The 22,726-nt window shown below is 30.4% G+C and carries 22 protein-coding genes and 1 pseudogene; all 23 read left to right on the top strand.

Features of this window, described 5'->3' with window-relative positions:
• The first annotated feature begins 20 nt into the window (after positions 1-20).
• The 23 genes and pseudogenes from QNH69_RS07785 (at position 21) to QNH69_RS07675 (ending at position 22,460) form a co-directional block, all read left to right on the top strand.
• A complete protein-coding gene (locus tag QNH69_RS07785) occupies positions 21-599 on the top strand; it encodes an MptD family putative ECF transporter S component (RefSeq protein WP_180501097.1) in 579 nt (192 codons plus the stop codon).
• Positions 599-1,279: an energy-coupling factor transporter transmembrane component T gene (locus tag QNH69_RS07780; RefSeq protein ID WP_129848987.1), complete on the top strand. Its 681-nt coding sequence runs from the start codon at positions 599-601 to the stop codon at positions 1,277-1,279. The genes QNH69_RS07785 and QNH69_RS07780 overlap by 1 nt, the downstream gene beginning before the upstream one ends.
• Complete coding sequence (locus QNH69_RS07775; protein WP_282929921.1) at positions 1,276-2,724, top strand: ABC transporter ATP-binding protein; 1,449 nt, start codon at positions 1,276-1,278, stop codon at positions 2,722-2,724. The genes QNH69_RS07780 and QNH69_RS07775 overlap by 4 nt, the downstream gene beginning before the upstream one ends.
• Positions 2,725-2,736: 12 nt before the next feature.
• Positions 2,737-4,089 carry an MATE family efflux transporter gene (locus QNH69_RS07770; protein ID WP_282929920.1) on the top strand — a complete coding sequence of 451 codons (1,353 nt, stop codon included), beginning with the start codon at positions 2,737-2,739 and terminating at the stop codon, positions 4,087-4,089.
• A gap of 37 nt (positions 4,090-4,126) precedes the next feature.
• Positions 4,127-5,848 carry an ABC transporter ATP-binding protein gene (locus QNH69_RS07765; protein ID WP_282929919.1) on the top strand — a complete coding sequence of 574 codons (1,722 nt, stop codon included), beginning with the start codon at positions 4,127-4,129 and terminating at the stop codon, positions 5,846-5,848.
• Positions 5,841-7,577, top strand: a complete 1,737-nt coding sequence (locus QNH69_RS07760) for an ABC transporter ATP-binding protein (RefSeq protein ID WP_282929918.1) — start codon at positions 5,841-5,843, stop codon at positions 7,575-7,577. The genes QNH69_RS07765 and QNH69_RS07760 overlap by 8 nt, the downstream gene beginning before the upstream one ends.
• 304 nt (positions 7,578-7,881) lie before the next feature.
• Positions 7,882-8,019, top strand: coding sequence for a hypothetical protein (locus QNH69_RS07755; protein ID WP_282929917.1), 138 nt, complete (start codon positions 7,882-7,884; stop codon positions 8,017-8,019).
• Positions 8,020-8,074: 55 nt separating this feature from the next.
• Positions 8,075-9,895 (top strand): recombinase family protein, encoded by a 1,821-nt coding sequence (locus tag QNH69_RS07750; protein ID WP_282929916.1) that lies wholly within the window; start codon positions 8,075-8,077, stop codon positions 9,893-9,895.
• Positions 9,843-10,133, top strand: coding sequence for a hypothetical protein (locus QNH69_RS07745; protein WP_002846220.1), 291 nt, complete (start codon positions 9,843-9,845; stop codon positions 10,131-10,133). Before QNH69_RS07750 ends, QNH69_RS07745 begins: the two co-directional genes overlap by 53 nt.
• A gap of 372 nt (positions 10,134-10,505) precedes the next feature.
• A pseudogene (locus QNH69_RS07740) lies at positions 10,506-11,440 on the top strand (IS3 family transposase); the annotation flags it as partial.
• A 398-nt stretch (positions 11,441-11,838) separates the two neighbouring features.
• Positions 11,839-12,318 carry a Csac_0668 family 2Fe-2S cluster-binding (seleno)protein gene (locus QNH69_RS07735; protein WP_000700631.1) on the top strand — a complete coding sequence of 160 codons (480 nt, stop codon included), beginning with the start codon at positions 11,839-11,841 and terminating at the stop codon, positions 12,316-12,318.
• Between the two features lie 1,355 nt (positions 12,319-13,673).
• The gene (locus QNH69_RS07730; RefSeq protein ID WP_282929915.1) at positions 13,674-14,690 is read left to right on the top strand and encodes an SIS domain-containing protein; all 1,017 of its coding nucleotides are present in this window, start codon (positions 13,674-13,676) and stop codon (positions 14,688-14,690) included.
• Positions 14,691-14,791: 101 nt separating this feature from the next.
• Positions 14,792-15,496, top strand: a complete 705-nt coding sequence (locus tag QNH69_RS07725) for a GntR family transcriptional regulator (RefSeq protein WP_282929914.1) — start codon at positions 14,792-14,794, stop codon at positions 15,494-15,496.
• 46 nt (positions 15,497-15,542) lie between these two features.
• Entirely contained in the window at positions 15,543-15,953 is a 411-nt protein-coding gene (locus QNH69_RS07720) for a hypothetical protein (protein ID WP_282929913.1), read from the top strand.
• On the top strand, positions 15,946-16,401 hold the full coding sequence (locus QNH69_RS07715) for a PTS sugar transporter subunit IIB (RefSeq protein ID WP_282929912.1): 456 nt from the start codon (positions 15,946-15,948) through the stop codon (positions 16,399-16,401). Before QNH69_RS07720 ends, QNH69_RS07715 begins: the two co-directional genes overlap by 8 nt.
• 13 nt (positions 16,402-16,414) lie before the next feature.
• A complete protein-coding gene (locus tag QNH69_RS07710) occupies positions 16,415-17,143 on the top strand; it encodes a PTS sugar transporter subunit IIC (protein WP_282929911.1) in 729 nt (242 codons plus the stop codon).
• 11 nt (positions 17,144-17,154) lie between these two features.
• Positions 17,155-17,964, top strand: coding sequence for a PTS system mannose/fructose/sorbose family transporter subunit IID (locus tag QNH69_RS07705; protein WP_282929910.1), 810 nt, complete (start codon positions 17,155-17,157; stop codon positions 17,962-17,964).
• Between the two features lie 439 nt (positions 17,965-18,403).
• Positions 18,404-18,874, top strand: a complete 471-nt coding sequence (locus tag QNH69_RS07700) for an AAA family ATPase (protein WP_282930197.1) — start codon at positions 18,404-18,406, stop codon at positions 18,872-18,874.
• Positions 18,875-19,158: 284 nt separating this feature from the next.
• A complete protein-coding gene (locus tag QNH69_RS07695; protein ID WP_282929909.1) occupies positions 19,159-19,602 on the top strand; it encodes a DUF4143 domain-containing protein in 444 nt (147 codons plus the stop codon).
• 157 nt (positions 19,603-19,759) lie between these two features.
• Positions 19,760-20,434, top strand: a complete 675-nt coding sequence (locus QNH69_RS07690; protein WP_349252255.1) for a DNA alkylation repair protein — start codon at positions 19,760-19,762, stop codon at positions 20,432-20,434.
• A gap of 621 nt (positions 20,435-21,055) precedes the next feature.
• Complete coding sequence (locus QNH69_RS07685) at positions 21,056-21,223, top strand: hypothetical protein (protein ID WP_282929907.1); 168 nt, start codon at positions 21,056-21,058, stop codon at positions 21,221-21,223.
• A gap of 65 nt (positions 21,224-21,288) precedes the next feature.
• A complete protein-coding gene (locus QNH69_RS07680; RefSeq protein ID WP_282929906.1) occupies positions 21,289-21,612 on the top strand; it encodes a hypothetical protein in 324 nt (107 codons plus the stop codon).
• A gap of 242 nt (positions 21,613-21,854) precedes the next feature.
• Positions 21,855-22,460, top strand: a complete 606-nt coding sequence (locus QNH69_RS07675; protein WP_071125584.1) for a CadD family cadmium resistance transporter — start codon at positions 21,855-21,857, stop codon at positions 22,458-22,460.
• Positions 22,461-22,726: the final 266 nt, after the last annotated feature.

Here is a 22,726-nt window from a genome sequence, read left to right as displayed (position 1 = left end):
ATCTTAAATTGGAGGTTTATATGAAATTAAAAGATATCGTACAAGTTACAATTTTTACAGTAGTGGCGTTTATATTAAACATGGCTGTATCAACAGCAACAGGAATGTTAGGAACTTTATCCTTATATATAGCGGCAGGATTTTCTTCCTTTGTAGTAGCTCCGCCATTTATAATTATGGCTAAAAAATTACAAAAAAGAGGAATAGCTTTTATATTTTTCATGTTGCTGGGTGTATTTTATGCATTAAGTGGATATTGGCCAATGCTTATAGTAAATGCCATCGCAGCTATTGTAGCAGAATTAATTATAGGTAACTATAAAAATGATAATAGAGTTGCCTTAGCATTATCTGCTGGAATGTTTGTTATTTCAATGCATGCAATGACATTTGTAAAATTACTTGGACCAGAAAAAATTGTTGAAGTTTTTAGCGTATTTACAAAAGAACAGGCTGCCTTTATGGATGCCTTTTTTACACCAAAGGCAATGCTAATCTCAATAGGAATTAATATCGTTTTGGTATTAATAGCAGGAAGATTTGGATTATATATAAATAATAAGTTTTTTAAAAAGAGTAAAAAATCAGGAATATTGTAATGGAAAACATAAGGAGAGATGACAACTGTCTTGTAAATCCTATAATCTTATTTGTTTTAATTTTAGCGTTTTCGATTATATTATTTATAACAGATGATATTGGCTACTATATTATGATAGGAATATCAATGTTTCTAACCTTAACTTTTTCCTTAAAACAATTTATTAAACAACTAGCAACAGTTCTTATCTTGTTAATTGTTGGCAAAACATTAACTATTATAGACTTAGGAATAGGTGGAAATGCAATTTTAGGTCTTGTAGAAATCGTATTAAAACTCTTTCCGATATTTATTATTGGCGGTATTCTTGTGAATACATCACCACTTAAAATGATGAGTTCACTTAAGTTTTTACACATTCCAAATGTGTTTGCTCTAAGCATAGTGATAGGAATGAAGTTTATATCAGAAATGGGGTTAAGGCTTAAAGAAATAAAGAATGGCATGAAGGTAAGGGGACTAAGATTAAGTCCCCTCCATCCTATTAGGTCTTTTGAACTTTACTTCATCCCTCTTATCTATAAATGTTTGCAAGTGAGTGAAACTTTGACTTCATCTATTATATCTAAAGGAGCAGAATATAGAGGGGAAAGGACTAATTATCATAAAATAACTTTTAAATTTTTTGATATCGTATTCTTACTTTTAGCTATTTTCTTATTGTGGAGGTCAATATGAATGTAATAGAAGCAGATATTAAAAAATTCTCTTATGACGGAAATGATAAGGTAATTTTAAAAGATATAGAGCTAAATATTAAAGAAGGGGAACTTGTTGTTATAAGTGGTTTATCTGGTTGTGGAAAAACTACGCTAACAAGAATATTAAATGGTTTAATTCCGAATCATTATCAAGGACAATTATATGGACAAGTATCTATTTTAGGAAAAAATATTTCGCAATATAACAATGGAGAATTGGCAAAATATATAGGAAATGTATTTCAAAATCCAACAGATCAGTTTTTCGCAAATATTGTTGAGGATGAGCTTGCCTTTGTTGGAGAAAATTTAGGAATGGATCTTTCAGAATTAAAGAAAAGAGTTGATGACTCTTTGAGTGTGATGGGAATTGAAAATTTAAAATATAGAAATATCAATTCTTTATCAGGTGGACAAAAGCAAAAAGTTGCTATCTCATCTACTCTTGTTTATGATACTAAAATAATTTTCTTTGATGAACCATCATCAAATTTAGACTATAGGGGAATAGTCGAACTTAAGAATATTCTTGAAAAATTAAAATCCTTAGGAAAAACGATAATAATATCTGAGCATAGATTGTTCTATTTAAATGATTTATATGATCGTTTTTTGTATATGAAAGATGGTAAAATCGAAAAAGTTTTTAAAAAAGATGAATTAACAGAAGAGGATTGTAAAAATTACTCTTTAAGAACAACTAACTATAATTTTTTGCTATCTGAAAATATTGATAATTGCAAAAATGTAGTTGAGGATATAAGAGGAGTTGGTATTTCTATTGGTAAAAAAGAATTAATAAAAAATTTAAATATAAGCTTATGTGAAAATGAGATAATGGCGATTATAGGTAAAAATGGAGTAGGTAAAACGACTCTTGCAAGATCTTTAGCTGGTTTATTAAACTTTAAAGGCAAGACAAGCTTTGGGAGAAATAAAAAAGAAAGATTAAGAAACGCTTATTATATGATGCAAGATGTAGAATACCAAATATTTTTTGATACAGTGGAAAATGAGCTTTTACAAAAAGATAGAATTAATGACGTTGAATATTTAAATAGACTTAGAAACGAATTAAAACATATTGACCTTTGGGAAAATAGGTATGACCATCCACAAAATCTATCTGGTGGACAAAAACAAAGACTTGCACTATTAACTGCTTGTTTAAGTGGTAGAAAACTAATAATTCTTGATGAACCTACGTCAGGTTTAGATTACAAGAGGATGAATGATATTTCTGAAATAATAAAAAGATATTCAAAAATATATCCTTTTGCCATAATAACTCATGATATAGAACTTATTTTTAAAGTTTGTAATTCTGTGTTAATGCTTGAAGAAGATGGATATAAGAAAGTATATGTTCAAGGACATGAAAAAGATATTTTGAAATTTATTAAAGATGGACTGATTGTGTAAGGAGTTGATTTTTTGAAACAAGATATGAAAGAACAATTATTAACAAAAAGACCTATAGATTTACTTTTTCAATTATCTATCCCTGCTGTAATAGGAATGATAGTAATAGGTCTTTATCCACTAATGGATGGAATTTTTGCAGGAAATATTATAGGACAAACAGCAATGACAGCTTGTGGTGTAGCTATGCCACTTACATTTTTCAATAGTGGTGTATCTACACTTATTGGTGTAGGTTCAGCATCGGTTTTATCAAGAGCTATAGGAAAGGGCGACAAAAAAACAGTTGATAAAATTATGGGGAATTTAATCTTTTGGGTTATTCTATTCTCATCAATTATTACAATAGGCGGAATTTTACTTGCACCACATTTTTTAGATATGGTTGGAGCAAGTGGAGAAATTAAAGAATATGGTATCAGATATTTACGAGTAATTTTTATTGGTTCTTTATTTGTAAACTTTACTCAATCAGCAAACATGGTTATGCGTGGAGAAGGATTAATGAAAAAAGCAATGCTCATTATGGGGCTAGGAGCTTTTTTAAACATAATTCTTGATCCCATTCTAATGAAATTAATGGGAAAATATGCAATTGAAGGGGCTGCACTTGCAACTATTACAGCACAATTTGTTCAAGCAATAATAACACTCCATTACTTCAAATATAAAAGTAAAGCAGTAAAAATAAATAAAATCAAACCTGATCAGGAAATAAAAAAAGAAATGTTTGGCGTAGGGTCATCTGCTATGATGATGCAAATTTTATTTATGATTCAACAAACAATGCTATATAAAATGTCATTTAAATATGGCGGAGATACAAATGCTATCTTGATGGCAGCAACACTTAGAATATATGCCTTTTCATTCATTCCACTTTGGGGAATGAGTCAAGGTTTACAACCTGTAGTTGGTACAAATTTTGGAGCGAAAAAATACGACAGAGTAAAAGAAGCTATGAAAGTATTTTCTATCGGAGGATTAGTTCTTGCATCAATATTTTGGATACCAGCATTAGCATTTTCAAAGAATATACTTTCCTTATTTGGAGTAGAAGAAAGTATTATAACTCAGGGAATAGGAAACTTTAGACTATTTTATTCTATCTTTATCCTATATGGAGTAATGGTAATGACTATAACATTCTTCCAATCAATAGGAAACGCTAAAAAAGCAGGCATAATCGTCATGCTAAGACAATTATTTTTATTCGTTCCTGCCATGATTATTCTACCAATGACATTTGGAGTTAAGGCAGTATGGTTTGCTGAACCTCTTGTAGATTTAATTATGATTTTAGCTGGAATAGCAATGATGATTGGAGAGCTTAATAGAATGCCCTCTGAAATAAAAAAAATATAATAAACTATTTAAAAATATTACTAAAGGAGGTTTTAAAGTGAATTTAGTAAAAGAATATGTAAATAAAAGAAAAGGATCATATTTTGCATCCGTCCTACTTGCGATAGTGGGAGTGGTGGCAGGGTTTTTTTCCTATATATACATGGCAAAAATCGTTGTAAACTTAATTAATGGCGCAAATGATATGAGTTTATATACTCCACTATGCATAAATATTTTGATAACATTTGTTATTAAAGAAGTGGCAGCAGGAATATCAACAAGTATTTCTCATACAGCAACCTTTAATTCATTAGGAGAAATTAGAAATGATATTTCCAAAAAATTATTTAAGATGCCATTGGGAGATGTATTATCAAGATCATCTGGAGAATTAAAAAATATTATAGTTGAGCAAGTTGATTCTATGGAAACTTCACTTGCCCACCTAGTGCCAGAATTTACGGCAAACTTAGTAGGACCTATTCTATTATTTATTTATATGTTTACATTAGATTGGCGATTGACCTTGCTATCACTAATTCCATTTGTGGTGGGAATGGCTACCATGATGTCTGTTATGAATGCTCATTATAAGGAAATGTTTGGAAAGTCAGTTGCCATTGGTCAACATATGAATAATTCTATTGTTGAGTATATAAATGGGATAGAAGTAATAAAGACATTTAATCAAAGCGAATCATCTTATAAAAAATATGCTGATGCAGTTTATGACAATGCAAGCTTTTATTATAACTGGATGGGTGAATCTATGAATAGGGTTGCCATAGGTAGATTACTTTCTCCTATGGGAATTATTACAATCATACCCTTTGGGATTTTATTTTATATAAATGGAAGTATTGATTTAGGAAATTTAATTACCTTAATCGTCTTATCCTTTGCTACGGTTTCTAGCATTTTAAAAATCATGAACTATATGGATGATATGTCAAGAATATCAACTATAACTTCTGAAATAGGAAAGATTTTAGATTCAAGAGAGTTAGAAAATATCGACAAGGGAGAAAAAATAGAATCCTATAATATAGAACTTCAAGACGTCGACTTTTCTTACGATGGAAAAAATAAGGTTATAGATAATCTTTCTATGGAAATAAAAGAATCTTCTGTTTCAGCCCTCGTTGGTCCTTCTGGATCAGGCAAGTCTACAATAGCAAAACTTATTGCTGGATTTTGGAATGTAGATAAGGGATCTATTAAAATTGGTGGAGTAGAAACAAAAGATGTGTCGCTCGAAAACTTGTCTTCACTTATTTCTTTTGTATCCCAAGACAATTTCCTCTTTGATATGACTATAAAGGAAAATATTAGGCTTGGAAATAAGAATGCCTCTGACGAAGAAATTATAGATGTATGTAAAAAATCTGCCTGCCATGATTTTATTATGAATCTATCTAACGGTTATGATACAAGAGTTGGCGAAGGTGGAGGTCATCTATCTGGAGGAGAAAGACAAAGAATATCTATTGCTCGTGCAATGCTAAAGAATGCACCAATCGTAATTTTAGATGAAGCAACTTCTTATATAGATCCTGAAAATGAAGCTCTCATACAAAACGCCTTGGCAAATCTAGTTAAGGGTAAAACTTTAATCATAATTGCTCATAGGTTAAAGACAATTGTTGATGCAGATAGGATATTTGTTATTAAAGATGGTAAATTGGATTCTTATGGAAATCATAAAGAACTATTAAAGTCATCAGAGCTTTATAAGGAAATGGTTGATGCCAATGTAAGGGGTGATGAAAATGCTTAAGGTGTTTAAAAAGATATGGAATTTTTCTAAGGAAGAACAAGCAAATATTAAAAAATCTATTCTGGCTGGATTCTTTCATGCAGTCTTTAATGCTCTACAATTTGGTGCAATTTACTATATGTTGGTAAATATACTCTCTAAAACTTTAGACTATAAGGCTATCTTTATTTGTCTTGGAATATTAGTTATATCCCTTGTCGGAAAGATAATGACACAAAAATCATCACAAATGGCACAAACACACGCAGGATATTTTATGGCTGCCCATAAGAGAATAGAAATAGGTGAGAAGATAAAAAGAGTTCCCATGGGTTTCTTTTCAGACTTTTCACTGGGAAGACTTACAAGTATTGCCACATCTAATCTTTCCCAAGCAGAGCAATGGGTGCCTATGCTACTGGTTCTTGTACTTGGTGGAGTTTTAAATACTTTAGTCTTTCTCCTTGGAACTTTAATATTTAATGTAAAGGTAGGGTTTGTTGCAGTAGCAGGTGTGGTAGTATTTTTCATCGTTACATCAATGATGGAGAAAAAATCATCAGCTAATGCAGATAAAATGACAGAAACACAAACAAGACTTACAAAAGAAGTATTAGCAACTTTACAAGGAATGCAGGTTATAAAATCTTATAATCTTGGTGGAGAAAATAACAGGGCTTTGAGAAAGTCTATAAAAGATACATCCAAAATACTCTTAGACCTGGAGAAATCTGTAGCACCCTACACAGTTATTCAAAGAATTGTAATGGGAATAACAACAGTATTTATGGTCTATGTATCATTAAAATTAAATTTATCTGGTGAACTTCCACTTGCTGAAACAATTCTTATGATTATGGCATCCTTTATTATCTTTGAAGGCTTAATCGGGGCAGGATCAAACATGGCAATCCTAAGAGCTTGCGAAAATGCCATAGATTCTGTAGGTTTTATCGACTCTATGCCTGATATGAGAGAAGGAAGTATTACAGAGCCTATAAAAAATCATGATATAGTCTTTAAAAATATTTCTTTTTCTTATGATGACAGACCAATTTTAAAAAATGTATCAGCAGAGATAAAAGAAAATACTATGACTGCCATTGTAGGACCATCTGGATCTGGTAAGACAACATTTTGTAATCTCATAGCGAGATTTTGGGATGTAAATTCTGGAGAGATTTTAATTGGTGGAAAAAATATAAAAGACTATAAGATAGAAAATCTTATGAATTCTATTTCCATGGTATTTCAAGATGTATATCTATTTGAAGATACAATTGAAAATAATATAAAATTTGGAAAACAAAATGCAAGCCATGAAGAAGTTGTAGAAGCTGCAAAAAAAGCAAGATGTCATGAATTTATAGAAGCTTTACCAGAAGGATATGACACTATCATTGGGGAAGGTGGAGCAAGCCTATCTGGTGGAGAAAAACAAAGAATTTCTATTGCAAGAGCTATGCTAAAAGATGCAGACATAATTATATTTGATGAAGCAACAGCAAATATAGACCCAGAAAATGAAGATAAACTTAAAGAAGCAATTGAATCATTAACAAAAAACAAAACAGTAATTATGATTGCCCACAGACTAAAAACCATAAGAAATGCAGATCAAATTTTAGTTTTAAAAGATGGGGAAATAGTAGAACGTGGAAATCATGAAGAACTGATTAAAAATAATGGACTTTATTCTGATCTTATCAATGCAAAAGCTAAGGCGGAATCATGGAAATTAAATAATTGATAGGAAGAAATATTAAAGTCTTTAAACAGTAAAATTTAGTTAAGAGGATTTATGCTTAGTGGTATAAGTCCTTTTTTTATGTTCAAATTAATCATTAAAACTCAAAAATACTATAAAAATAAAAATTCTGGTTACCAAAGAGGGCAAATTTCACTTTATAAAGTGAGGGGTGTTTTGTCATCTTTCTATAAAAATCAAAATACTTTGAAGTGTGAATATTCTTAAAATTGATTATGTGAGATTAGCATATTTCAAATTTAATTCACTTATCAAGGTAAAAAAATAACTTACATAGGAGGTTAAAATGCAAGCAATAAAGATTTATAGTATGAGAGTTGCTATGTTATGTAGGCTTTATGATCTTAAATTAATTAATGATAAGGAATATACAAAAATTAAAAACAGATTAGAAAATGATTATAAGAAGAGAGATAGAAAGTAGTTAATCTTGTGATATAATAACACTGTAGAAAGATACAAAATGGGAAGGAGGTAAAATGAATACTAAAGTAAAATTAATAAAAGCTTCAAATACAGGAGCTAGAAATAGAAATGCACTAGATTTAGATTTAAAACGTGTTGCAGCATATTGTCGAGTTAGCACTGATAGTAAAGACCAACTTGAATCATATAAATCGCAAGTTGATTATTACACAAATCTAATAAAAAATAATAAAAACTGGACTTTGGCTGGCATATACGCAGATGAAGCAACCACAGGAACAACTGCTACCAAAAGAGCTGATTTCATGAGACTAATTAGCGATTGTCAAAATGGAGATATAGACATGATAATTACTAAATCTATATCAAGATTCGCTAGAAATACATTAGATACCTTAAAGTATGTAAGACTATTAAAGGAAAACAATGTTGGTGTAGTATTTGAAGAAGAAAATATAGATACTTTGACAATGGATGGAGAGCTATTATTAACAATATTAAGTTCAGTAGCTCAACAAGAAGTAGAAAATACCTCAGCCCATGTAAAAAAAGGACTGAAAATGAAAATGGAAAAGGGGGAACTTATTGGTTTTCAAGGTTGCCTTGGCTACGACTATGATCCTACAACAAAAAGTATATCTATAAATGAAGAGGAAGCTAAAATTGTTAGATATATTTTTAAAAGATATTTAGAGGGCAATGGTGGTTCAGTCATTGGCAGGGAATTAGAAGAACAAGGATATCTCACTCCTAGAGGTAAAACAAAATGGTCTGACACTACAGTGTTAGGAGTAATTAAAAATGAAAAGTATATTGGTGATATACTAATGGGAAAGACCTTCACAGTTGATCCCATAACAAAAAGAAGACTAGCAAACTTTGGTGAATCTGATAAATATCATATTGAAAATCATCACGAGCCAATTATATCAAGAGAAGACTTTGAAAAGGCACAAGAGATTAGACTCAGGAGAGCACAAAACAGAAACACTATAGCTAACAAGGATAGAAAAAGAGAAAAACTATCAAGACAATACGCTTTTTCAAGTATGCTGGAATGTGGATTTTGTGGCGAAATACTGTCAAGAAGAACTTGGCACACAAGTTCAATTTACAAAAAAATTAACTGGCAATGTGTAAAGTCAACAAAAAAAGGTAAAAAATATTGTCCTCATTCAAAAGGAATACAAGAAGCAGCAATAGAAAAAGCATTTGTTGAAAGCTATAGGCAATTATGCCATGCAGATTCAACAGTAATAGATGATTTTTTAAAAATTGTAGAAGAAGAAATAAATGATAATACTTTAGTCAAAGATTTGAAAAAGTTAGAAAACCAATTAAACAGAATCATTATTCAAGAAAGAAAGTTAGTTGATCTTCATTTAGAAGATAGTATAGACGAAGAAGTTTATGCTAAAAAGTATAAAAAACTTACAAAACAAAAAGAAGAATTACTTGATGAAAAGAAAACACTAGAGCTAACTATCAAAGATGAAAACTCTATTAAAGAAAGATTAAAGCAATTTAAAAAGGTCTTAGAAAACAAAGAAATTATAGAGGAATTTAATAGAACAGTATTTGAAAGCATAGTTGATAAAGTCGTGGTGGGAAGAATTGATAAAGACGGAAAAGTTCATCCTTATGACTTAACATTCTATTTCAAAACAGGAGTTAAAGATAGTCAAGATTCTAATAATTTCAAAGATAAAAGAAAAAATGCCAAAGACAATGACAGTGAAAAATTGTGCTCCTACAAGAATGACGAGGATAAAAAATTATGTTCCCAATCAAAAGACAACGCATATAGAGACGGTAGCTCTGTTGTCCAAACTAAATACAGAACATCATTTAGATATAGAAATAGGGGAAGATGAATTATCTGAAATTGACTTTTCAAAAGACGCAACTTATGGAGAAATTAAAAAGTATGTGTTAGATAAATACGGACTAAAAGTTTCAAGCCTATATATTGCACAAATAAAAAGGAAACATGGTCTAATAGAGAGAGAAAATTATAATTTTAGTAAGAAAGAAAATCAAAGAGTGCCAAATTGCCCAGAAGAAAAAGAAAAAGCAATCGAAGATGCTTTAGAGCATTTTGGAATGATTTAAATAATATCTAAGATTGAAAATTTTAAAATTAAGACTTAAAAACTTTAAGATTAAAAAGATATGTACTTCTTATATAACCTAAGAAGATTAATTGAAAATCAGGGGAACGATGATGGTAAAATAAAAAATTTTAACAACTAAAGAAGAATTAGGCATTATTGCCAAAGAGGTTTTTATGAAGTTAAAAATACTGAAAAAGACTTGTTAGAATTGAAAATTTTAGATCATTGTGCAGGGTTTCGTGTCATAATAGTGATAGAGGCAAATAGTTATGTAAATATAAAGAGTTCAAGACTTCTACCAAAGTTTAAAACTCAAAAAATAAATAGTTGGTGTGCTGCTTAGAGTAACCATTTTGATAATGTGGATGCGAAACAAAAAGAGATAATCAGACTTCGTAAAAAATTGAAACAGGTTGAAATGGAGAATGATATTTTAAAGCAAGCTGCACTACTGTTAGGCAAAAAATAGACCTCATTATCTCGAACCGAGATAAATATAGCATTAGTGCAATGTCTAGACTACTTGGGGTCACAAGAAGTTTAGTCTATTATCATTTGAACAAAGAAAAAGATGTGAAATTAGATGAAGATGAAAAACTAATAGAAGAAATAAAAGAAATATTCAGAAGAAGTAGAAACAACTATGGAACACGCAAAATAAAAAAAGAACTAGGGAAAATTGGATATAAAATATCGAGAAGAAAAATAGGCCGAATAATGAAGAAAAATGGCCTAGTCTCAAACTATACAGTAGCACAATATAAAGTAATAAGATCCAAATGCAACGAAGAAGACATCCCTAACCTTTTAAATAGATAATTTGACAATAGAGACTATTTAGAAGCAATAGTAAGCGACCTAACATATGTAAGAGTAGGAAAAACATGGAATTATATATGTTTAATAATAGACTTAAACAGCCGTGAAATAATAGGATACTCATCAGGTAAAAACAAAGATGCAAATCTAGTAGCAGAAGCATTTTACTCAATAAGGCAGCCACTAAATCGTATAAAAATATTTCACACAGACAGAGGAAGAGAATTTAAAAATATAAAAATAGAAGAAATATTAAAGGTATTTGGGATAAAAAGATCGCTAAGTAAAAAAGGAAGCCCATATGATAACGCAGTAAGCGAAGCAGTCAATAAAGTAATGAAGACAGAATTCATATATCAGGAGAACTTTACTAATTTCCAAGAACTTAATCTAAAATTAGCAGAATACGTATATTGGTATTATAACCTAAGAATTCATGGATCTTTAGGATATAAAACACCAGTAGAATATAGAAAAGCAGAATAAAAAGCTCTGGAAGTTTCATAAATTAAATAAAATATATGAACAGACTGTCAAGGGCAAATTTCAACGAAATTTGGGCGAAGCCTTTACCCTTGATTGTCTGAGAATATATTTTATAATCTAAAGAAACTTTCAAGCTTGATAATGTTCGGTTATAAATTGTCTAAAAAAGGGTTGCCATTCCATGTATTTGGGTTCATTAGAAGAATGCCGAGCAATGGGTAACATGACGCTGATGTGTTTATACACAAAAAAGCTACACGTGCGTTGGCTGACAACAGGGAGCTAAGTAAATTAACACCAGCTAAAATGTTTGACGCTATTAATAAATGACAAGTATATGAAATTGGTTTTACCTAGTTTAAAAAAGAAATTATAATGAAAATATGGAGGCTAAGAATATGAAGATTAATAATGAATGTTGTTGTGGATGCAAAACAGAAAAGCCGGATCAAATTAAAGACAATTGTCCTGTATGTAATAATGAAGGGATTTCCGTTAGTAAAGTAACTGTTGAACATCTAGTGGTAGATGATTATCGTAATGCTGTTAACGGAGATCAATATAAGATTTGCATGAACGAGGACTGCGACGTTGTTTACTATAACTTAGATAATGAAATAAAATTCTTGAAAGACCAAGTTAGAGTTCCTATCTGGTTTAAGAAAGATGCAGATCCTAAGTATGCTTGTTATTGTAGCGAAGTTACAGAAAATCAGGTAATTGAAGCAGTTGTAAAGCATGGCGCGAAATCCGTAAAAGAAGTAAATGCCATCACTGGGGCAATGAAAAATTCTAATTGTAAAGAAAACAATCCGTTGGGAGTTTGTTGTCATAAGATTATTCAGGAAGCTATCGATAAAGGCTTGAAAATGAAATAATTACAGTCGATATGTTCCTACAAACGAGAGCCAATCTTTGATATGTTTCCATCTACGAGCGTGGATATGTTCCCCATAACCATAGGGGTTGAGAATGTAGTATTGATGACAAAAATAGATAGAAAAAAACATTAAAGATAAAAATCTTTTTGATATATTAAAAGTTAAAAGTTTACTGATAAGATGTATAGAAGACTGTATAAAATTTTGTATATAGAAAGACCTCTTGATTAGAATAAATATAAACTAATCAGGAGGGATTTTTTTGCTAAAAAATATATTAAATACAAAGAAGTAAACTAGTAAAAATTTTAATCGAAATATATAAGCCTCAAAATGAACATAATGTTATAGACGTTATAAAAGATCTTTTAGAAATACAATGCAAGATCTTTAAAAAATGAATTGAAAAGACATCTAGACTATGAGAATAGAGAAAAAAACTTATCATTAATGCAAGAAATGGTACAAGCAAAATACCACATATATAAACGTAGATTTAAATATATCAAGAAACAGATAAGGCAGATTAGATACAAAAGGATTAAAAAAATTTAAGAAGGCGTATCAAGCATAGAGAATCAGAGGATGTATATTTATGTTTAAGAATTGACCACAAGACATATACCAAGCAATATCAAAGATATTTTAGGTTTTATATATATGAAACAATGGAAAGTAAAATACTCTATACCATAGAAGAACGAAAAATAGACCTGTGGAAAGAGTTTATCCTATGATATTTTTAGATGGTATACTATATCACGTCAAAGAAATCAAAATAATAGTTTATATAGTAGTATACTTTGCCTTAAGCTACAAGCTTGAAAGATTTAAATAAATAATGGGTATTTGTGTAGTTAATATGTATCAAGAAAATATTGGATTTTGGTATTAGATCAACTTAAAGAAATAGGACTAGAAGATTTACTAATATTATCAGCAGCCAAGCTACTTGTATTTAGCGAATCTATAGTATCCGTTATCCAAGAGTAGAAAGTAAAAAATCATAATACAGCAAATAAGAAAGTCAACTAAGTACGTATAATATGTAAACATCACAGAATTAATTAAGAAGTTAAACGCGTACACATAGTAAGATAAGAAGGTTTGATCCTTCTTATTTTAGTGGAATATTAATAAGATAAAAAAATATTCATATATCAAAAATGAATCACATATCATACTTTAATCAGTAGTTAGATAGGCGCACAAAATTATTTGCAAAATATATAGATTAATCAAAAAATGTTTATAGTCAGTAATTACATATATTAAAAAAATGCTTGACAGAATTATATACCAGTGGTAATATTATGGTATAGAAACTAGTGTAGTTAAATAAGGAGGTACATATGTTTAACTTCGATGAAAAACGTTTTTTAAGAACTCAGAATGGTGCTGTTAAGTCAAATGAACAGCTGGTGTCAATATTTGATAACATCATAGATGATATTGACGAAATATATTTTATAGGCTCAGGTGGTGTTGGGATTTTATTTGATTCTACAATTGAATTTTTAAGACCTAAGACTTCATTTCCATTCCACCGAGTTATAGCAGCAGAATTTATGGCTTGCCCAAATAAAACTTTTGGAAGTAAAAGTCTAGTAATAATTCCTTCAGTTTCAGGAACAACTCAAGAAACTATTGAGTTGGTAGATTTCTGCAATGATAGGAATGTTAAGACTTTAGCTTTAGTCGGAAGTCCTAACACACCTCTAGAGGAGAAAGCTACATTTACAATTTATAACGATGTAATAGATGACACTTCAAGTGAAAACTATTATATCCAAGGTTTATTAATAGCTCTATATATGCTAAAATATAACAATGATATAACATTAGAAACTTATAATAATTATATTAATGGATTAAATAAATTACCAGAGGCTCTTGTTCACGTAAAAGAACAATCAGAAGATTTTGCAAAAAACTTTGCTTCTAAGTATAAAGATACAGATTATCATATTTTGACTGGATCTGGTGATAGCTGGGCTGAAGCATACTATTATGGAATGTGTATACTTGAAGAAATGCAATGGATAAAATCTAGACCTGTTCACTCTGCAGATTTTTTCCATGGAACATTGGAATTATTAGAACAAGATACTAGTGTTATAGTGGTTAAGGGAGAAGATGAATATAGAGCACTTTCAGATAGAGTAGAAAACTTTGCGAAAAAAATTACATGCAATACTACTGTTATTGATACAAAAGATTACGAACTACCTACAATAACTGGTGAGGTAAGGAAAATTATTTCACCAATTGTAATAGCAACAATATTTGAAAGAATAAGTACTTATTTGGAGAAAGAAAGAAATCATCCATTAACTACTAGAAGATATTACAAGAAAATGGATTATTAGAACAGATTAGTTTACTGGTGGTAATATATTGAATTGATATTTTAGATATATTTTACAGTTACATTTGTTCTTATACGGTTAAGAGGAGATAAATTGATTTAATGGTATATAAGAAAATTAAAGATGAAATATTCGAAAAGTATATCAAAAAGGTAGGAGATTCTGATATATTACCATCAGAAAGACAATTAGCTAGTGAATTTTCTGTAAGTAGACCCACTATAAGGAAGGCTTTAGCAGAGCTAGAGGATGACGATTGCATTACAAAGTTAAGTGGGATAGGATATGTTATTAAAAATAAAAATAATAAATATATTGATCATGAGTTAGATTCTTTTATTGGTTTTTTTCAAGATGCAAAGGAACAAGGAAAAAATATATCTTCCAAAATAATAAGGCAATCAATTGTACAACCTTATAAATATATTAGCAATAAACTTGGACTAACTAAAGATGATTTAGTATTTGTTCTTGAAAGGATAAGATACGTAGATAACGAACCAATTTGTATAGCTAAGAGTTTTGTTCCACTGAGCTTGTATCCTGATATCATTAATCATGATTTTTCTACTGAATCATTATTTGATGTTTTACAAAGAGAAGGTTTGAAGATGGAATATGCTAAAAGATCTATTGAAGTGAGTACAGCTTCAAAGTTGGAAAAATTATATTTAGAGCTGAAGGAAAATGAACCCATTTTTATATTTAATAGTATAGGATTTGATGAAAATCACAAACCTTTCGAGTATGAGATATCTAAATATCCAGCATATAAAACGAAATTTGAAAGTGTTGTGTCTAATTAAACCAATAAAGCCATAATGTGAAATATTCGAATTTAGGAGAAAATAAATGGAAATAATTTTAGCAAGTCATATGACGTTAGCTAAAGGCATGAAAGAAAGCTTAGAATTTATTCTTGGACCATTACCTAACGTTAGGGTAATGACTGCATACACAACTGATAAATATGATATTGAATCTGAAATAAACCAACTTTTACAAAATACTGAACGTGCTATAGTAATTACTGATTTATTGGGAGGGAGTGTAAATACTGCTTGGGTGACTTATGTCTATAAAAATAATTTATCTGATAGGATTAAAGTTATCACTGGTATGAATTTGAATTTAGTACTAGAAATTTGTTCGAACGTAAATGATAACGATTTCCTGAATAATACAAATATAAATAATTATATAGAATCATCTAAGAGAGCTATAGTGAATTGTAATAATATTTTAGGAGGAATAAATGATTAAGTTATTTAGAATAGATGATAGATTAATTCATGGACAAGTTGCTATGGCTTGGACCAAATTTATGGATGTTAATCAAATTATAGTTGTGGATGATGAATCAGCAAATGATAAGATGAAATCAATGATTTTGAATTTGGCAAAACCTAGTTCTACTGATCTCGATATCGTTTCGACATCAGAATTTATTGATATTTATAATAAGTATAAATCAAAAAATATTATGGTCGTTATTGGTTCTATAGAACAAGCTGTTAAGATACTGCCAAATTTGAAGTCTGAAATTCCATATTTAAATATAGGTGGCATACGTCATAAGGAAGGTAGATCAAAAATTACTGATTCAGTGTTTTTATCTGATCACGAAAAAAGTATGTTAAATGAATTTAAAGATTTAAATATTAAGATTGTTTTACAAGCAACACCAAATGGCAGTAAAACAACATACTAATGAGGAGGCAGAGATGATACAGAGTTTATTAATAGCACTAGTAGGTTATTTAACAACAATTGATGAAAGATACTTTGGTGCATCAATGATGAATAGACCAATTATTGTTGGACCTTTGGTAGGACTTATTTTAGGAGATTTAAGACAAGGTATTTTAATAGGCGCGGCATTGGAGGCGTTATTTATTGGAGTAGTAACAATTGGTGCGGCTTTACCACCAGACGTTGGTGTTGCTGGAACAATAGCAACAGCTTTGGCTATAAAAAGTGGCTCAGGAGCAGATGTTGCTGTTGCTTTAGCTATGCCTTTTGCTATACTTGCTCAAGGACTAAATATGTTAGCGTTTACTATAAACTCATTTACTATTTCGCGAGGTAGAAAAGCGTTAGAAGAAAAAAATATAAAAAAATTTAAAAAATGGCATTTCTTTCCCTTAATAGTTAGATTACCATCATTCCTTCTAGTTTTTTTAGTATTATATTTTGGAACTGATACTGCAAGTCATTTTGTTAGCTCTATGCCTGAGACACTATTGAATGGATTTTCTGTAGTTTCGGGATTATTACCAGCTGTAGGTATAGCGATGCTTATACAAGTAATGATGGATAAAAAATTAGCACCATTTTATTTTATTGGTTTCATTCTCAGTGCTTATTTAGATATGCCTATAATAGGTGTTTCTGTATTGGCGATAATGTTGTCATTATTAATTATTCAATTTAAAAGACAAAAAGAAATTTGAGGTGTATATAAATGAATAATAAGATTTTATCTAGGGAAGATTTAAATAAGGTATTTTGGAGATCATTTGCGTTACAAGGCTCAGAATCATACACAGATATGCAGGGAATGGGTTATTGTTATTCGATACTACCAGCTTTGAATAAAATTTATGACGGAGACGATACAAAATTATACGAGTCACTCTATAGAAATACAGAGTTCTTTAATACAACGCCACACGTAGCACCTTTTATAATGGGAATGTCTTTGGCTCTAGAAGAAGAAAATTCCAAAAATGATGATTTTGATACTGAAACTATATCATCTCTTAAGGTGTCATTAATGGGACCTATTGCAGGTATAGGTGATACATTTTATTGGGGAACATTTAGAGTTATTGCCGCAGGTATTGGACTTTCATTTGCGACACAAGGTAATATTTTAGGACCCATATTATATTTTTTAATATATACTATACTTCATTTTGTTGGTAGGTATGGATCCTTAAAAATAGGATACAACATGGGAGCAAACGCTGTTGAAAAAGCATATGAAAATAATTATTTAGAAAGCTTCTCTCTGGCCGCTTCTATAGTAGGATTAATGTCTATAGGTGCTATGACATTTTCGCTTGTCGACTTTAGTATACCTTTGACATTTAATACATCTGGTGGCGAAATAATTATCCAACAGATATTTGATGACATTTTTCCAGGAATATTGCCTTTGGGCTTAACATTTTTAGCTTATTTTCTATTAAAGAAGAATATTAAAGTAGTTTGGATTATACTTGGTATATTTGTTTTTGGAATATTAGGAACATTCATAGGTTTGTTTTAGCTAGTTTAGTGATAATATACTTAAAAAAATTTTTATCTTAACTTATCATTAATCAAAAATCCATAATTGAATAAATAATTGAAACTTATAAATATTTTCGCTTCTTTATAATATTAGAGACCGTGCAAAATTTTGTGTATACAAACCTCCTGATTAGGGTAAAAAAACTAATCAGGAGGATTTTTTATGCCAAGAAAAAGGCCAGAAACAAAATGAAGTAAGATAGCAAAAATGTTAATTGAAGAATATCAGCCTCAAAGTGCACAAGATATTCAAGAAGCACTTTAGGCAATACTATATATAGAATACGGATAAACACTTGAATAAATGATAAAATCCACTTAAATATTGAGTATGGGTAGAAATAATGAAAAAGTATTTACATAGGATTGCAGATAAATTATTAGAAGAATGATTAGTCGCAAAAGGAGCAGTTTTAATTGAAGGTCCTAAATGGTGTGGCAAGACAACAACAGCAAAACAAAAGGCAATAAGCTTTATATCTATAGACCGACCTGATATGACTAGACAGTATCAGCAAATGGCAGAACTTTCTCCTAGCACTTTACTTGAAGGAGAAACGCCAAGACTGATTGATGCGTGGCAAATAGTACCTAATTTATGGAATGCTGTGCGTTATGAGGGTGATAATAGAGATGAATTTGGACAATTTATATTAACCGGTTCAGCAGTACATAATGAATTTGATGACTCTATGCATACAGGTTCGGGTAGAATTTCTAGACTTCTAATGCGACCTATGAGTCTATATGATTCAAAGGATTCAAGTGGATCGATTTCTCTCAGGGATTTATTTAAAGGAGAAAACATCTCAGCGATTGATGAAACCAGTCTTGAAGAAATAGCTTTTTTATATGTAGAGGTGGATGGCCAAAAGCAATTGGTTTAGATGAAAAATCAGCCCTATTCCAAGCTATAGATTATTTTGATGCTGTTGTTTCAACTGATATAAGTAGAGTGAACTCGGTAAAAAGAGATAAAGAAAAGGCTAAGAGATAACTTAAATCCTATACAAGACATGTAGGAACACAGAGTTCGCTAGAAACTATTAGGTAGGATATGTTAGCTAATCAATAAGATACATTTGATCAGGTAACCCTTTATTCTTATCTTGATGCCTTAAGAAAAATATTCGTAATAGAAGATTCTACTGCGTGGAATCCAAATTTAAGGTTGAAAACATCCATGCGAACAACAGATACCAGATACTTTTCAGACCTATCTATCGCAACGGCATCATTAGGCGTAGGTCCTAAGGATTTACTAGATGATTTAAATAGCATGGGATTTTTGTTTGAAAACTTATGTATCCGTGATTTAAGAATTTATACAGACTATTTAGATGGAACAGTTTATGACTATAGAGACAGGAACGGATTAGAATGTGATGCAGTGATTCATCTAAGAAATGGAGATTATGGTCTAGTTGAAATTAAACTTGGTGGAGATAAGTTAATTGAGGAAGGTGCTGAAACTTTAAAAGATTTAGCATCTAAAATAGATACAAAAAACATGTCCAAACCCTCATTTATGGTGGTATTATGTGCCAAAGCACCTTTTGCTTATAAAAGAGATGATGATGTTTACGTAATACCTATTACGGCTTTAAGACCTTGATAATATTAGCATTTATTAACATATTTACCTATACGAGGCTTTTGAAAAATATTAGATTTTATCCATACTGACCACTCAAGCCATGTGGAGAGTGTAGCATTGATGACAAAGATTCATAGTAGAGCGACAAATTAGAATTATAGGGAGAGTGAAAGAAGTGAACATCAAAGAAGAATTATTGGCATTGCAGGATATTTCATACGCTGATTTTCAAGCGAAATTGACACCAAATATTCCGAGAGACCTATTTATAGGGGTTAGAGTTCCGGAGGCTAGGAAGCTTGCTAAAAGAATTATAGGGGAGCCGGAAACATCTAAATTTCTAAGAGATTTACCCCATAAATATTATGATGAAAATATGCTTCACGGACTCCTAATTTCTGAAATAAAAGACTATGATACCTGTATTGAGGCAGTCGATGAATTTCTGCCTTATGTAGATAATTGGGCTGTTTGCGATATTATGTCTCCAAAGATTTTCAAAAAAAATAAAAAAGCACTTTTGGAAAAAATTAAAGAATGGTCCAAATCGGAAGAAGAATATACTTGCCGTTTTGGTCTTGAGATGTTAATGTCTCACTTTCTTGATGATGATTTTAAGCCTGAGTATTTGGAAATACCTCTTTCTGTTAATAGTGAAGAGTATTACGTTCAGATGATGATTGCGTGGTTTTTTGCAACTGCTTTGGCAAAAGAGTGGGATATGACCATAAAATACATTGAAGATCAGCGCCTAGACACATGGACTCACAACAAGACAATACAGAAAGCGCGTGAAAGTAAGCGCATTACACCGAAACAAAAAGAATATTTAAAGTCACTTAAAGGGTGACGAAATTTAGTTAATATTGAACTTTAACTTACACCTCCTAGGATATATTTTTTGCATTTTTCACCATGCAATTAGTGTTAGAACTCACATCTTGATGTATGTATATCATCAGGTTAGTCTAAATAAATATTAAAATTGTTGTGTGTTCGACAAGAAAACAGGGAATTGAAGTTTTGCTGGTAAAGTAAGATGATAGTGGGAATGTTAAAACGCTAATTTAAAAATATGTCCGATACGGAATTATTTCTAAATAGATTTGAATTATATGACCTTATTCTTCATGATATACTTAGATTAAGTTCCAAATTTGTTAAACAAGGAAAGTTTAGACTTATAATGAACAGCTTAACTTATTCGTTATGGATATATTCCTACATACAAGGTTTCCCTAAAATATTAAATACTATCCATATTGACCACTCAAGCCATGTGAAGACGGTAGTATTGATGTCAAGAAAATAAAATAAGAAGTCATTAGAATGTTGAAACAAGTGGCTTTTAGGATTTAAAAGATCTTAAAAGCCATTTTTCCATTTAAAAAATACCTTGTGGGAGCAGTTTGAGTGTAGATTATAACAGAGTATGTTGACACTATAGATGTTTTAGGGGGGAGTGTACAGGATGTACCAGGACTTGACAAGCGAAATAATCAGTAAAATATTAGATATCACAGCTTTTATGAAAACTGAAGATTACATAAAAATGCCAGAGAAGGTAAACATTGAAGTCTTTGTAAGTCTATCAGATAAAGAAAGAGTTATCTATGAGACCTTAAAAAAGACTTGGTAGTTAGTATTAAGGATAATGATATATATGCCGTTAATGCTGCAACCATTTCTAATAAGTTACTTCAAATGGCATACAGTTCTGTTTATGATGAAGATAAAAATATGATTCATATCCATTATATTAAACTTGATGCTTTAGAAGATTTAATAGAGGGTGTCAATGGAAAACCTGTTCTGATAGCTTATTGGTATAAGTCATACTTAAGAAGAATAAAAGATAAATTTGATGTAAGAGAACTTAAAACAAATGAAGACTTTAAAGAATGGAATAAAGGTGAAATTCCTGTAGCCATTACCCATCCAGAATCTGCTGGTCATGGACTTAATATACAAGCTGGAAATGATTACTACGCAGTTCAGAAAAGAGTGAATGAGATGATAAAATATTAGATAAATAATGTTTGGTATATCTAATTTTATATAATATCAATCTCTATAGTTTGCGTAGATATCTATCATCATAGTTGACAAAATCCGACTATTTTAGTATACTTTAGCTAATATTAAAAGGAAAGGTGGGAAAATTGTGAAATTATTTCTTCAATTATCTCCTTTGGCAACTGCCAAGGCACAATGTGTTTGCAGTCAATTTTTGATTGTCTAAAAAATTAAACATTTTGAAAGGAGAAATAATGGAAACAATAGTATCCGCTTTATTAGTTTTTGTCTCTACATCAATTGACTACTTAGTTGTTTTGACTATTTTATTCGCTAGTCAAGGCAAGAAAGGTTTGAAATCAATTTATGCAGGACAGTATTTAGGTACAGGACTGCTTGTTCTGGTTAGTCTTATTGCCGCTTACTTTTTAAATTTTATTCCACAAGATTGGATTATCGGACTCCTTGGTCTAATTCCACTAGGTCTTGGTATAAGAGCAATTTTTGTGGATGAAGATATTGATGAAGAAGATATAGAGGGAAAAATTACTGGTGATGGATCAAAAATCTTAGCATTTACAAGTTTAACAGTGGCAATGGGTGGAGATAATTTAGGAATTTATATTCCCTATTTTACAGGAAAGAGTTTGATTGAGATTGGTATAAGTCTAGTAATATTTGCGTTAGGGATTTTAGTTCTATGCAAATTATCTCAAAATCTCGCATCAATTTCTGCTATCGGAGAGATTGTAGAAAAGTACGAAAAAATAATTGTACCAGTTGTGTTTATAGGGCTCGGTCTCTATATATTGATTGAAAATGGAACGATTAATTATCTCATTTCCCTAATCACAAGTTAATAGTTATTTTTATATTTCAGACCTATTAAAGGAAATCTTTAGTAGGTCTTTTTTGTTTTCTCAAAATTCTCTTATCTGTCCAAAGAAATATGAGAAGGAAGAATTGTGTAGGATGTTAAAAATAAGTGTTATTTTTTTGCCTGTGATATTGGAGGTAAATTATGCGAATAGAAAGACTGAACAAGAAAAAGAAGTTCTATTTGAAGAACACTCAAAAGACTATGTAATAGCAAAACAAAAAATAATAAATAAATTTCGATAAATCT

Origin of the sequence: Anaerococcus sp. Marseille-Q7828 (assembly GCF_949769285.1) — a bacterium.
In the GTDB taxonomy this organism is placed as follows: Bacteria; Bacillota; Clostridia; order Tissierellales; family Peptoniphilaceae; genus Anaerococcus.
Note: the sequence above shows the minus strand (reverse complement) of the source record. Positions and strands in the feature narration are given on the sequence as shown.